Here is a 13,972-nt window from a genome sequence, read left to right on the forward strand (position 1 = left end):
ATTACAGCAACGGTTTGAGGAAGCGCGCGGTGTGCGAGGCTTCGCACTCTGCAACGGTCTCTGGCGTACCGGAGACGAGGATTTCACCGCCGCCGCTGCCGCCTTCCGGGCCGAGATCGACAATCCAGTCAGCGGTTTTAATCACGTCCAGGTTGTGCTCAATCACCACGATGGTGTTGCCCTGATCGCGCAGCTGGTGCAGCACGTCCAGCAGCTGCTGGATATCCGCAAAGTGCAGGCCGGTGGTCGGCTCATCCAGAATATACAGCGTCTGACCGGTACCGCGTTTGGACAGCTCACGCGCCAGCTTCACGCGCTGCGCTTCACCGCCGGACAGCGTTGTCGCTGACTGCCCCAGACGAATATAGGTCAGACCCACATCCATCAGGGTTTGCAGCTTACGCGCCAGCGCAGGGACGGCGTCAAAGAACTCGCGCGCCTCTTCGATGGTCATATCCAGCACTTCGTGGATGGTCTTGCCTTTGTACTTAATCTCCAGCGTTTCGCGGTTATAACGCTTACCTTTACACTGGTCGCACGGCACGTAGATATCCGGCAGGAAGTGCATCTCAACCTTGATTACGCCGTCGCCCTGGCACGCTTCACAGCGGCCGCCGCGCACGTTAAAGCTGAAACGGCCTGGCGTATAGCCGCGTGAACGCGCTTCCGGCACGCCGGCAAAGAGTTCACGTACGGGCGTAAAGACGCCGGTATAGGTCGCCGGGTTGGAACGCGGCGTACGGCCAATCGGGCTCTGATCGATGTCGATAACCTTGTCGAAATGCTCCAGCCCCTGAATGTCGCGGTACGGCGCAGGCTCGGCCAGCGTCGCGCCGTTCAGCGCCGTCTGCGCAATCGGGAACAGCGTATCGTTGATCAGCGTCGATTTACCGGAACCGGACACGCCGGTGATGCAGGTAAACAGCCCGACAGGCAGCGTCAGGGTCACGTCCTTCAGGTTGTTGCCGCGCGCCCCGGTCAGCTTCAGCACTTTTTCCGGGTTCGCCGCCACGCGCTGTTTCGGCACTTCAATTTTGCGCTTGCCGCTCATGTACTGGCCGGTCAGCGACTCGGGCACCGCCATGATGTCTTTCAGCGTCCCTTCCGCGACCACCTGGCCGCCGTGTACGCCTGCGCCCGGGCCGATATCGATCACGTGGTCCGCGGCGCGGATCGCATCTTCGTCGTGCTCGACCACGATTACCGTGTTGCCGAGGTTACGCAGGTGAACCAGCGTGCCGAGCAGGCGTTCGTTGTCGCGCTGGTGCAGGCCGATAGACGGCTCATCCAGCACGTACATCACGCCGACTAAGCCCGCGCCAATCTGGCTCGCCAGACGGATACGCTGGGCTTCACCGCCGGACAGCGTTTCAGCCGAGCGGGAAAGCGTCAGGTAGTTCAGACCGACGTTCACGAGGAACTTGAGGCGATCGCCGATCTCTTTCAACACTTTTTCAGCGATTTTCGCGCGCTGTCCGGAGAGCTTCAGGTTGTTGAAGAAGTCCATCGCGTGGCCGATGCTCATGTCTGAGATGGTCGGCAGTGCCGTGTTTTCGACAAACACGTGACGCGCTTCGCGACGCAGACGTGTACCCTCGCAGGTGGCGCAGGAGCGGTTGCTGATGAACTTCGCCAGCTCCTCACGCACCGCGCTGGATTCGGTCTCTTTGTAGCGGCGCTCCATGTTGTGCAACACCCCTTCGAACGGGTGGCGACGCACGGAAGTGTCACCGCGATCGTTCATGTACTTGAACTCAATATTCTCTTTGCCGGAACCGAACAGGATCACTTTATGTACGTTCGCGCTCAGGCTGGCCCACGGGGCTTCAACGTCGAACTTATAGTGCTCAGCCAGCGATTTCAGCATCTGGAAGTAGTAAAAATTACGCTTATCCCAGCCGCGAATAGCGCCACCCGCCAGCGACAGTTCCGGGTTCTGAATCACGCGGTCCGGGTCGAAATACTGCTGAACGCCCAGGCCGTCACAGGTCGGGCACGCGCCCGCCGGGTTGTTGAACGAGAACAGGCGCGGTTCCAGCTCGCGCATGCTGTAGCCGCAAATCGGGCAGGCGAAGTTGGCGGAGAAGAGCAGCTCTTCCGCTTTTGCATCGTCCATGTCTGACACCACCGCCGTGCCGCCAGAGAGTTCCAGCGCCGTTTCAAAGGATTCCGCCAGACGCGTCGCCAGATCTTCACGTACCTTAAAGCGGTCAATCACCACTTCGATGGTGTGTTTCTTTTGCAGCTCCAGCTTTGGCGGATCGGACAGGTCACACACTTCACCGTCGATACGGGCGCGGATATAGCCCTGGCTTGCCAGGTTCTCCAGCGTTTTGGTGTGCTCGCCCTTACGCTCTTTAATGATCGGCGCCAGCAGCATCAGGCGTTTGCCTTCCGGCTGCGACAGCACGTTATCCACCATCTGGCTCACGGTTTGTGCCGCCAGCGGGACATCGTGATCCGGGCAGCGCGGCTCGCCCACGCGCGCATACAGCAGACGCAGGTAGTCATGGATTTCGGTAATGGTACCGACCGTGGAGCGCGGGTTATGCGATGTGGATTTCTGCTCAATGGAGATAGCAGGGGACAACCCTTCAATGTGGTCGACATCCGGTTTTTCCATCAGCGACAGGAACTGACGCGCGTACGCCGAGAGCGATTCAACGTAACGACGCTGTCCTTCGGCATACAAAGTGTCGAAAGCCAGTGAGGATTTGCCAGACCCCGAAAGCCCGGTCACGACGATGAGTTTGTCGCGAGGGATTATGAGGTTGATATTCTTGAGATTATGGGTGCGGGCGCCCCGAACTTCGATCTTATCCATTCACCTTTCCCGGTTGGAACACGGATTGCCTGATTTGTTTGAAGGACAAACGGCTGTCAGAAACGGCTAATTATGACACAAAATGACCTGTTTGAATATACAGTATTGGAATGCATTTTCTGATTCACTGTGTAACAATGTCGAGTTCGCGGGAGAACTCTGGAACGTGCTACGCAACTATCAAAGTGCAGCATGGAAATGGTACACTCGCGCGTTTACACTATTAAGAAACGTATTCAGGAGACACGAACATGGCCAGCAGAGGCGTAAACAAGGTGATTCTCGTCGGTAATCTGGGCCAGGACCCGGAAGTACGCTACATGCCGAGTGGTGGCGCAGTTGCCAACATTACGCTGGCTACTTCCGAATCCTGGCGTGATAAAGCGACCGGAGAAATGAAAGAGCAGACCGAATGGCACCGCGTTGTGCTGTTTGGCAAACTGGCCGAAGTGGCCGGTGAGTATCTGCGTAAAGGTTCTCAGGTCTATATCGAAGGCCAGCTGCGTACCCGCAAATGGACCGACCAATCCGGCGCTGAGAAGTACACCACGGAAGTGGTGGTGAATGTGGGCGGCACCATGCAAATGCTGGGTGGCCGTCAGGGCGGTGGCGCACCGGCAGGTGGCGGTCAGAATCAGCAGCAGGGTGGTTGGGGTCAGCCTCAGCAGCCTCAGGGCGGCAACCAGTTCAGCGGCGGCGCGCAGTCCCGTCCGCAGCAGCAGTCTGCTCCGGCACCGTCTAACGAACCGCCAATGGATTTCGACGACGATATCCCGTTCTGATATCCAGACGCGTGAAAAACAAAAAACCCAGACAGTGTCTGGGTTTTTTTATAACAGGCTATCAGGTAATCACCATCGGCCAGTCTGGCGGAGTGTGGCTCATGGCTTCAACCATCACCACTTTAATGTTTTCCCAGACGGCGGCAATGTCTACCAGCGTAATGCCAAGCAAACCTGTCGCGAACCAGCATGCGGCGCCCAACCCTAACAGGGTGCTAATCACAGCAAGACCTGCGTAGTCGGACTTTCGAAACTGAATGTTTAACGTGCTGGCCAGGAACATCAAAACCGCGCTCAACAACGGCCAGCGCAGGAGCACCATGCTGGTGGTAATGGTTGCCATAAAACCCATCCTCGACAAAACAGACGAACTGGAATGAAACAATGTTTCTCGTTACATAAGATGTGTGAACTATATCACATTTGCTGTTTTATTCGCCAGTATCCGCGTGAGGTAAAAGTGGGATTATTGCCGGGGAAAATATATCGTCGTCGCTCATATCCGCGTCTGGTCGGAATTTTTATTTTTAATTCATTCAGATAGCAAAACCTTTGCAAAACGCCATCGGCTGTATAGCGTTTACAGCAGTATATCTATGGATTATGCTTGTCTGGAACAATAAATGTACCCGCAAAAATAATTCATCGCATTGAATTAATTGATTTTTTTGGATTTTGTATTCTTTGTTTTACACTCAGCATGCTCTTTGATTTCGTGGTCTTATTCTTTAATTCAGATATGAATTATTGCGGTTGCTCTCTCGATTAATGACCTGCGAAAAGATAATGAAAGAAAAAAGACGCGAGATTATTAACGACAGCATGCAGGCGCTGCACGCCCTGGCGAAGCTGATGCCGCAACTTAACGCGCAGTGTTCGCCGGTTGAAATGCTGGAAATTATCAACAGCGCACTGGGGGCAAATCTCTCATGGGTCAGTGTCGAATCCGCAGACGGGCCGCGCGTGGTTTGTGCCGGCGACGTGACGTGTCACGCCTTTAACGTGGCGGATTTTCTTGCCAGCACCCTGTTGCAGCGGCATCACCGCGCCTGGCGGGTGATCTACTGGAAAGAGCATATTGGCCGGGCGGTATTTTCCCCTCAGCACCCAGGCTATGCGCGGCTGCAAAGCGGCGTGCTGTGTAAATTCTCAGCGCATGGCAGACAGTGCAGTGGTTATTTCTTTTTGGCTTTTAATGAAAAACTGACCTCGTTGCCGATATTGAAAAATATCGTGGTGGTATTGGTTGAGAAGCTAAAAGATTATTTTGATGACATCATCGTGCGGGAAAAAACGGCGCAGGAAATGCAGCGCGTCGTCACGCAATATAAAACCTTATTTGAGCGTGCTCCGGTATTAATGAACGCCTTTGACAGGCATAACCGGTGTGTATTGTGGAATGCCGAATGCGAAAAAGTCTTTGGCTGGAGTATGACTGAAATCGGCGAGCATCCCGATCCGCTGGCCCTGTTTTACCCGGATCCTGAGGAGCGACAGCGCGTGCAGGAGTCGGTTCGTTTCGCACCACTTAAGGATATGTACGAATGGCACCCGGTGCGTAAAGACGGGACGCAGTTAACCATTCTCTGGTCAAACATCCTTTTGCCGGATAACTCCATTCTCAACATTGGCCTGGATATCACCGAACGTAAAAAAGCAGAACAGCAGCTGACCGTCAAAGCCACCACGGACGATCTGACGGGCTGTCTGAATCGCTCGACAATCTTACAGCGTCTCAAAATAGCGCTGGCAGCCAGTTCGCCGCAGGATGTCAGTAGCCACTTCTGTCTCCTGATGTTCGATCTCGATCATTTCAAGCAGATCAACGATCGGTGGGGACATCAGGTTGGCGATGCGGCATTGATCCACTTTTGCGACCGTATTCGCGAGGTGAGCCCGGCCGGGTCGGCGCTGGGACGGGTGGGGGGCGAAGAGTTTGTTCTTCTGCTGGCGCACACGGATGGTATGGCCGCTACGTTGCTCTCTTCCCGGCTGCGTGCCGCGCTGATCTCAAAACCGCTGCGTGTGGGCGATAAAACGCTGGTACTCTCTTTCAGCGCCGGGGTGGTTGAAGTCTGTCAGGGGCAACGGGATACTTCTGCCATACTGATGCGTGCCGATAAGGCATTATATGACGCCAAGCGTACGGGAAGAGGAAAAACGGTCCTGGCGTCTGATTATTTATAAATCAGCATAAGAACAAAGAGCAGGCTATTTCAGCCAGCGAATTTTCCACACCTGTCGCGGGTAATTATTTTCCTTATCAGAAACGAAATGAATACTTTTAGTTTGGCTTACGGGAAAATATTATCGGCATCACGAATTTTAGGATTTTTAATACCAAAAGTCAGTTGCTAACTTCCCATGATTCATGCAACGTAATCACCTGTTTATCAAAGCAGCCGGTCTTCATTGCTACAGGCGTACAACATGCAGGGATACAGAGCGGGAAATGAATCGTAGCGCGCTGCGCAACATGCTCAAAGTGGTCGGGATTATCATGGTAGTTATGCTGCCGGTGATGCTTGCGCTATGGTTTGCCCAGCTTAGAGCCGTGTCGGAAATCAGCGCCCAGCTGCGCACGTTTGCTGAACTTGCTTTAAACAAAACTGAACGGGTTATTCAACAGGTTGATCTGGCCCGGGAAGACGCGGAAAAATATCAGGGAAAAGTGTGTACGCCGGAGCATCGTCAATATATGTTGAACGTTTCCCGCGGTCGTCTTTTTGTTGCCGATTTAATTTATGCTGAAGGCCAGTCGTTTCTCTGCTCGACCCTTTTTACGCCGGATCATCCTTACACCATTCCCGCTGCCAATTACACACGTAAACCCGACGTTGCTATCTATTATTTTCGCGATACGCCATTTTTTGATGGTTATAAAATGATATATATGCAGCGCGGAAATTATGTCGCAGTGGTCAACCCGCTTTCGTACAGTGAGGTGATGTCAGACGATCGTTCCCTGTCGTGGGGGGTGTATGACACCGTCAGCAATGCATTCTTTTCTGTAAGCCAGAAAGCCAATATTTCTTTATTGCATTCGATGCTTCGACATCAGGAAACGACTTTTCAGAAAGGTGACCGTTTTTATACGATCGTGAAATCCGGGCAGCGGCCGATTGCGGCCATCGTTTCAACCTCCAGCGCCCGTTTTTATAAAACGCTTTATCATCAGGCCACCCTGACGCTACCGCTGGGGATAATTTGCAGCATTATTATTCTGCTGGTGTGGTCGCGTACACACCGTGAATTCAATTCGCCTGGCCGACTTCTGCACCGGGCGCTGAATAAACGCCAGCTGTGCGTCCATTATCAGCCCATTATTGATATTAAAAATAACCAGTGCGTGGGGGCAGAGGCGTTGTTGCGCTGGCCTGGATTCAACGGTCAGGTTATGAGCCCGGCGGAATTTATTCCCCTGGCAGAAAAAGAGGGGATGATTGAGCGCATTACGGATTACGTCGTGGAGGAGGTGTTTAGCGATCTGGGCCATTTTCTTGCCGCTCATCCCGGTCTGTATGTCTCGATTAACCTGTCGGCGTCGGATTTTCACTCTTCGCGTCTTATCGCCCTGATCTCCGACAAAGCCCGCTTTTACTCGGTTCGCGCGCAGCAAATCAAAATTGAGGTGACGGAGCGGGGGTTTATTGACGTGCCAAAAACCACGCCGGTCATTCAGGCGTTTCGCCAGGCGGGGTATGAAGTGGCGATTGATGATTTCGGAACCGGCTACTCTAACCTGCATAACCTCTATTCGCTGAACGTCGATATCCTGAAAATCGACAAATCCTTTATCGATACCTTAACCACCAACAGCACCAGCCACCTGATTGCCGAGCACATCATTGAGATGGCGCAAAGCCTGCGGCTGAAAACCATTGCGGAAGGGGTCGAGACGGGGGAGCAGGTGAGCTGGTTGCTGAAGCGTGGCGTGCAGTATTGTCAGGGATGGCACTTCGCGAAAGCGATGCCGCCCCAGGCATTTATGGCCTGGCAGCAGCAACCCTTGCGTTAACACGCATTAATTGAGCTGATGGCGGTAGTCGCTCGGCGTACGGTCAAACTCGCGGCGGAAGACGCGGGAAAAGGTCTGCTGCGACACATAGCCCAGATCCATTGCGATATCAAAAATGGGCCGCTGCGTTGAGCGTAACGCCTGCGCCGCCAGCAGGAGCCTGCGCTGGCGAATGTAATCACCCAGCGTTTGATGCATTACGGTGCGGAACATTCTCTGTAAATACCATTTCGAATAGCCCGACTTCTTAGCGACCACATCAATGTTCAACGGCTGGTCGATATGTTCATCAATCCATTCAATAAGTGTCTGAATAATTTGCTGATGCGACATAAGGTTACCCCTCTGTGGAGACATCTGTCCTGGTTGATTCGTCGTTTTCTCTGCGGGGGAGTATAATTCCTCAAGTTAACTTGAGGTAAAGAGGTTTTATGGAAAAGAGATTACCGCGCATCAAAGCGCTGTTAACCCCCGGTGAAGTGGCTAAGCGAAGCGGTGTGGCGGTGTCGGCGCTCCACTTCTATGAAAGCAAAGGGTTAATAAAAAGTATCCGTAACGCCGGAAACCAGCGGCGCTATACCCGCGATGTGCTCCGCTACGTGGCGATCATCAAAATTGCGCAACGTATCGGCATTCCTCTGGCCACCATCGGTGACGCGTTCGGCGTATTGCCGGAAGGGCACTCGCTGAGCGCGAAGGAGTGGAAGCAGCTGTCGTCCCAGTGGCGAGAAGAGCTGGATCGTCGTATTCACACGCTGGTGGCCCTGCGCGATGAGCTGGACGGCTGCATTGGTTGCGGGTGTTTATCACGCAGCGATTGTCCGCTACGTAACCCGGGTGACAGGCTGGGCGAGCAGGGAACGGGGGCGCGGTTGCTGGAGGAGGATTGAGAGGTGTTTGCCGGATGGCGCTTCGCTTACCCGGCCTACGCTCTCGGTTTTGCAGGTCGGGTAAGGCGCAGCCGCCACCCGGCAACAAGCATAAAGAACTAAAGCGCCACTAAGGGCGCTTTAGTTTTTTCCGGTCTTTGTCTTTCTCTCTATCCCGCTGGCTCACGGGAGGGTTTCCCCCGACATCAGTACCCCTCGTGTCGAGCTTGTGGAGGAGGTTCCGGTTTGTACTGACACTTTAATTCTATGCCCGGCCGCCGTTTTTGCCACCGGAGACGGTGAGATTTTAGCCAAATTTTTTTCGTGAAGTTGTTCAGTTTTCTATAGTTAAAAAGTATGAATCACCGGAGAACATCATGCTAACGGTCCACCACCTTAATCAGTCTCGTTCACATCGCGTCCTCTGGGCGCTGGAAGAGCTGGGTCTGACGTATGAGATTGTGCGCTACCAGCGCGAGAAATCCATGCTTGCACCGGATTCGCTCAAAAAAGTGCATCCGCTGGGGAAATCCCCGGTACTGGAAGATAACGGACTGGTGCTGGCCGAATCAGGCGCGATTCTGGAATATCTTCAGGAAACGTACGATTCGGCGTCACGATTCAAACCGTTAGATCCCGCCCATAAAGTGCAGTATCGCTTCTGGCTGCATTACGCCGAAGGGTCTTTGATGCCGCTCCTGTTAATGAAGCTGGTGTTTAACAGCCTCGGCAAACCACCCGTCCCGTTTGGCCTGCGCACGCTGGGTAAGGCGCTGGGGCAGGGGGTGCAAAAAGCGTATCTCAACCGCCAGCTGGAAACGCATGCGCGCTTTATTAACGATCATCTTGCCGAAAACAGCTGGTTTGCCGGCGACACGCTGACCATGGCTGATATCCAGATGAGTTTTCCCCTCTTCGCCCTGCTGGCGAGAGGCGGCATCGACAATCTCGACCACATAGCGGCGTGGAAACAGAGAGTGGAGGCACGTCCGGGCTGGCAGACAACGCTTGCGAAAGGCGGCCCGCTGACAATCCCCGGCGAGGGATGAAATGTAACGAAATTGCGCATGGACGATAACGTTTGCGCATCCTCTGCTTAATTCTTCATCGCCATGAGGCAATTTTAGCGAAAAACGAGAAAGTTCAGTTGAAAAGGGCGGGTATTAGGCTAGATAATCGTTTGCCTACATTTGACCACCCGTTTTGTAAGCGCGGAGCTAAACGTTTGCTTTTTTTGTGACGCCCCTTTCGTCGCAAACGCAGCACAAGGATTTGACGTTTCGCTGGCAGTGGAGTCTCCACCACGCTTACGGACTTTCAATAAAAATTTTCAGGGGATGTTTTCTATGTCTACGCCATCTGCGCGTACCGGCGGTTCACTTGACGCCATGTTTAAAATTTCTGCTCGCGGCAGCACCGTGCGCCAGGAAGTTGTTGCCGGTCTGACCACGTTTCTGGCGATGGTGTACTCCGTCATCGTGGTGCCAGGCATGCTCGGCAAAGCGGGCTTCCCGCCAGCGGCGGTCTTCGTTGCCACCTGCCTGGTTGCGGGTGTGGGTTCGATTGTGATGGGCCTGTGGGCGAACCTGCCGCTGGCGATCGGGTGCGCCATCTCCCTGACCGCGTTTACCGCCTTCAGCCTGGTGCTGGGCCAGCATATCAGCGTCCCGGTAGCGCTCGGCGCCGTGTTCCTGATGGGCGTGCTGTTCACCGTAATTTCAGCAACCGGTATTCGTAGCTGGATTTTGCGCAACCTGCCGCAGGGCGTGGCGCACGGCACCGGCATCGGTATTGGCCTGTTCCTGCTGCTGATCGCTGCCAACGGCGTGGGTCTGGTCATCAAGAACCCGCTGGACGGCCTGCCGGTTGCGCTGGGTAACTTCGCGAGCTTCCCGGTGATCATGTCGCTGGTGGGTCTGGCGGTGATCATTGGCCTGGAAAAACTGAAAGTGCCGGGCGGCATTCTGCTGACCATTATCGGCGTGTCCATCGTCGGCCTAATCTTCGACCCGACCGTTCATTTCTCCGGGATTTTCGCCATGCCGTCGCTGAGCGATGACAAAGGTAACTCCCTGATTGGCAGCCTGGATATTGTGGGCGCGCTGAACCCGGTGATCCTGCCAAGCGTGCTGGCGCTGGTAATGACCGCGGTGTTTGACGCCACGGGCACCATCCGCGCGGTGGCCGGTCAGGCCAACCTGCTGGATAAAGACGGACAGATTATTGACGGCGGCAAAGCGCTGACCACCGACTCCCTGAGCAGCGTTTTCTCTGGCCTGGTAGGTGCGGCGCCTGCGGCGGTGTACATTGAGTCCGCAGCGGGTACGGCGGCAGGCGGTAAAACCGGCCTGACGGCCATCACCGTTGGCGTGCTGTTCCTGCTGATCCTGTTCCTCTCTCCGCTCTCTTATCTGGTGCCGGCTTACGCGACCGCACCTGCGCTGATGTACGTCGGCCTGCTGATGCTGAGCAACGTGGCGAAAATCGATTTCGCGGATTTTGTTGATGCCATGTCAGGCCTGATCACTGCGGTATTCATCGTGCTGACCTGTAACATCGTGACTGGCATTATGATCGGTTTCGCCTCGCTGGTGATTGGGCGTCTGGTCTCCGGTGAGTGGCGTAAGCTGAACATCGGTACCGTGGTCATCGCCGTTGCGCTGGTTGCGTTCTACGCGGGCGGCTGGGCCATCTGAATTGACTTTTTATGCGAAAACGGGTGGCTCAGGCCGCCCGTTTTTATTTTCAGGACTCATCCTGTTGCCTTTTACGTTACTCTGGAGAGGATAGAATAAGAGGCACGACGCCTCAGGTTTGGCATATAAGAAACACAGCAAACAGGGAACGCATGGAAATTTTCTTCACAATACTCATCATGACCCTTGTGGTCTCATTATCCGGGGTGGTTACACGCGTACTGCCCTTCCAGGTCCCCCTGCCTTTAATGCAAATAGCTATCGGTGCGCTGCTGGCGTGGCCGACGTTCGGTCTGCACGTGGAGTTCGATCCGGAACTGTTCCTCGTGCTGTTTATCCCGCCGCTGCTGTTTGCCGATGGCTGGAAAACGCCGACGCGCGAATTTCTGGAGCACGGGCGAGAGATCTTCGGCCTGGCGCTGGCGCTGGTGGTGGTCACCGTGGTCGGGATTGGTTTCCTGATCTACTGGGCCGTACCGGGGATCCCGCTCATACCCGCCTTTGCGCTGGCCGCCGTGCTGTCGCCTACCGACGCCGTGGCGCTGTCCGGCATTGTGGGCGAAGGGCGCATTCCAAAGAAAATCATGGGCATTTTGCAGGGCGAGGCGCTGATGAACGACGCCTCTGGCCTGGTCGCCCTGAAGTTTGCCGTGGCGGTTGCCATGGGCACCATGGTCTTTACCGTCGGCGGTGCGACCCTGGAATTCTTCAAGGTGGCGATTGGCGGTATCCTCGCGGGCTTTGTGGTGAGCTGGCTGTACGGACGCTCGCTGCGCTTCCTCAGCCGCTGGGGTGGCGACGAACCCGCTACGCAGATCGTCCTGCTGTTCCTGCTGCCGTTTGCCTCTTACCTGATTGCCGAACACATCGGCGTGTCGGGTATTCTGGCGGCGGTAGCCGCGGGGATGACCATCACCCGCTCCGGCGTTATGCGCCGCGCGCCGCTGGCGATGCGCCTGCGTGCGAACAGTACCTGGGCCATGCTCGAGTTTGTGTTTAACGGCATGGTGTTCCTGCTGTTGGGTCTGCAACTGCCGGGCATTATGGAATCCTCGCTGATTGCAGCCGAAGCGGATCCAAACGTTGAAGTCTGGATGCTGTTTACCGATATCGTGCTCATCTACCTTGCGCTGATGCTGGTGCGTTTCGGCTGGCTGTGGACGATGAAGAAATTCAGCGTTCGCTTCCTGACCAAAAAGCCGATGGAGTTCGGCTCGTGGACCACGCGCGAGCTGCTGATTGCCTCTTTCGCGGGCGTGCGCGGGGCGATCACCCTTGCTGGTGTGCTCTCCATTCCTCTGCTGCTGCCGACGGGTGACGTCTTCCCGGCGCGCTACGAGCTGGTGTTCCTGGCGGCGGGCGTGATCCTCTTCTCCCTGTTTGTCGGCGTGATTATGCTGCCGATTCTGCTGCAACATATTGACGCAGGGGACTCCTCGCAACAGCACAAAGAAGAGCGGATTGCCCGTGCGGCGACGGCGGAAGTGGCGATTGTCGCCATCGAGAAGATGGAGGAGCGTCTGGCCGCCGATGCCGAAGAGAACATTGATAACCAGCTGCTGAAGGAAGTCAGTTCACGCGTGATCGGTAATTTGCGTCGCCGTGCTGACGGACGTAACGACGTGGAAAGTTCGTTGCAGGAAGAGAACCTCGAACGCCGTTTCCGCCTGGCGGCGCTGCGCTCCGAGCGTGCCGAGCTGTATCACCTGCGCGCCACGCGGCAGATCAGCAACGAGACGCTGCAAAAGCTGCTGCACGATCTGGATCTGCTGGAAGCGTTGTTGATTGAGAATCAGTAGCGCTGTAATTGCCCGGTGGCGCTGCGCTTACCGGGCCTACGTGCTCGATCGGTACCCTCTCCCTGTGGGAGAGGGTACCCAAAACCCCTCACAGCATTGCAACCACGCCTGCGCGCTGTGCGACAGATAGACCCCTTCACGCCAGATCATCCCCAGCTGCCAGTGCAGGTCGCTCTCCAGCGGGATCCAGCGCAGCGTATTTTTATCCAGCCGCTCGCAGATCGGCTGCGGCAGAATGGCAATCCCCACGCCCGCCTGTACCATCGCCGCCAGAAAATCCCACTGGCCGCTGCGCACCGCAATGCGCGGCTTCACGTTATGCTGGTTAAACAGCGCCATCAGCTGGCGGCTTAAGGCGAAATCTTCGTTGTAAATCAGCAGCGGGTGTTCGCCGAGCAGCTCGGGTTTTACTGACTCAATCTTCAGCCAGTCGCCGGAGCGCGGCACCAGCACGCACAGCGGGTGACTGAACAGAGGCAGCGTCGCCAGGCCGCTCTCCTCCTCCACGGGAAGGGCCGTCATGGCCACGTCCAGTTCACCGTTCATCACCGCCTGCTGCACGGTCAGGCCGCCAAATTCAGAAATTTTTAGCTCCACGCCGGGATAGCGCTGACGAAACAGACTTATCGGACCGGCCATCATCATGCCGACCATCGGCGGAATACCGAGCCGCAGCAGCCCTTTTGTCAGATGGTTGATGTCCCCAAGCTCGGCCTCCAGCTGGCGGAACTCCGCCAGAATTGCCAGCCCGCGCTCGAACACCACGCGACCGGTATCGGTCAGCAGCAGCTTGCGCCCGTCGCGGATCAGCAGGGTACAGTTCAGCTCATCTTCGAGGTTTTTCAGCATCTTGCTGATGGTTGGCTGGGTTACGAATAACTTCTCCGCTGCGCGGGTAAAACTTTGCTGGCGAACCACCTCGACAAAATAGCGCAGCGTTCTTATGTCCATGATTATTCCTCGAAACTATACCTTCGATGATTT

At 55.5% G+C, this 13,972-nt stretch carries 11 protein-coding genes; 7 read left to right on the plus strand and 4 right to left on the minus strand.

Annotated elements, in window-relative coordinates; all coding sequences use genetic code 11:
* Window position 1 precedes the first annotated feature (1 nt).
* Window positions 2–2,824: an excinuclease ABC subunit UvrA gene (uvrA, locus tag IMQ56_RS17445; protein ID WP_003860287.1), complete on the minus strand. Its 2,823-nt coding sequence runs from the start codon at window positions 2,822–2,824 to the stop codon at window positions 2–4.
* A 251-nt stretch (window positions 2,825–3,075) separates the two neighbouring features.
* On the opposite strand from uvrA, the gene ssb1 reads away from it, so the two are divergent.
* On the plus strand, window positions 3,076–3,606 hold the full coding sequence (gene ssb1 / locus IMQ56_RS17450; protein ID WP_006177466.1) for a single-stranded DNA-binding protein SSB1: 531 nt from the start codon (window positions 3,076–3,078) through the stop codon (window positions 3,604–3,606).
* A 61-nt stretch (window positions 3,607–3,667) separates the two neighbouring features.
* Here ssb1 and IMQ56_RS17455 read toward each other — a convergent pair whose 3' ends face one another.
* Window positions 3,668–3,949 (minus strand): YjcB family protein, encoded by a 282-nt coding sequence (locus IMQ56_RS17455; protein WP_003860282.1) that lies wholly within the window; start codon window positions 3,947–3,949, stop codon window positions 3,668–3,670.
* Between the two features lie 443 nt (window positions 3,950–4,392).
* Here IMQ56_RS17455 and IMQ56_RS17460 point away from each other — a divergent pair, with 443 nt between their 5' ends.
* Both IMQ56_RS17460 and IMQ56_RS17465 read left to right on the plus strand, forming a co-directional pair.
* A complete protein-coding gene (locus IMQ56_RS17460; protein WP_032620549.1) occupies window positions 4,393–5,793 on the plus strand; it encodes a sensor domain-containing diguanylate cyclase in 1,401 nt (466 codons plus the stop codon).
* Window positions 5,794–6,058: 265 nt separating this feature from the next.
* Window positions 6,059–7,624, plus strand: coding sequence for an EAL domain-containing protein (locus IMQ56_RS17465; RefSeq protein ID WP_039272016.1), 1,566 nt, complete (start codon window positions 6,059–6,061; stop codon window positions 7,622–7,624).
* Between the two features lie 6 nt (window positions 7,625–7,630).
* Here IMQ56_RS17465 and soxS read toward each other — a convergent pair whose 3' ends face one another.
* Entirely contained in the window at window positions 7,631–7,957 is a 327-nt protein-coding gene (soxS, locus tag IMQ56_RS17470) for a superoxide response transcriptional regulator SoxS (RefSeq protein ID WP_003860277.1), read from the minus strand.
* A gap of 98 nt (window positions 7,958–8,055) precedes the next feature.
* On the opposite strand from soxS, the gene soxR reads away from it, so the two are divergent.
* The 4 genes from soxR (at window position 8,056) to IMQ56_RS17490 (ending at window position 12,988) form a co-directional block, all read left to right on the plus strand.
* Window positions 8,056–8,514 (plus strand): redox-sensitive transcriptional activator SoxR, encoded by a 459-nt coding sequence (soxR, locus tag IMQ56_RS17475; RefSeq protein WP_003860275.1) that lies wholly within the window; start codon window positions 8,056–8,058, stop codon window positions 8,512–8,514.
* Window positions 8,515–8,870: 356 nt separating this feature from the next.
* Complete coding sequence (locus IMQ56_RS17480; protein ID WP_017694715.1) at window positions 8,871–9,542, plus strand: glutathione S-transferase; 672 nt, start codon at window positions 8,871–8,873, stop codon at window positions 9,540–9,542.
* A 297-nt stretch (window positions 9,543–9,839) separates the two neighbouring features.
* Window positions 9,840–11,189 (plus strand): guanine/hypoxanthine transporter GhxP, encoded by a 1,350-nt coding sequence (gene ghxP, locus IMQ56_RS17485; protein ID WP_006810466.1) that lies wholly within the window; start codon window positions 9,840–9,842, stop codon window positions 11,187–11,189.
* A 152-nt stretch (window positions 11,190–11,341) separates the two neighbouring features.
* Complete coding sequence (locus tag IMQ56_RS17490; RefSeq protein ID WP_003860270.1) at window positions 11,342–12,988, plus strand: Na+/H+ antiporter; 1,647 nt, start codon at window positions 11,342–11,344, stop codon at window positions 12,986–12,988.
* 36 nt (window positions 12,989–13,024) lie between these two features.
* Here IMQ56_RS17490 and IMQ56_RS17495 read toward each other — a convergent pair whose 3' ends face one another.
* Window positions 13,025–13,939, minus strand: a complete 915-nt coding sequence (locus tag IMQ56_RS17495) for a LysR family transcriptional regulator (protein WP_032103692.1) — start codon at window positions 13,937–13,939, stop codon at window positions 13,025–13,027.
* Window positions 13,940–13,972 lie beyond the last annotated feature (33 nt).

Source organism: Enterobacter sp. Res13-Sevr-PEC09-46 (assembly GCF_015672585.1).
GTDB classification, from domain to species: Bacteria; Pseudomonadota; Gammaproteobacteria; order Enterobacterales; family Enterobacteriaceae; genus Enterobacter; species Enterobacter hormaechei_C.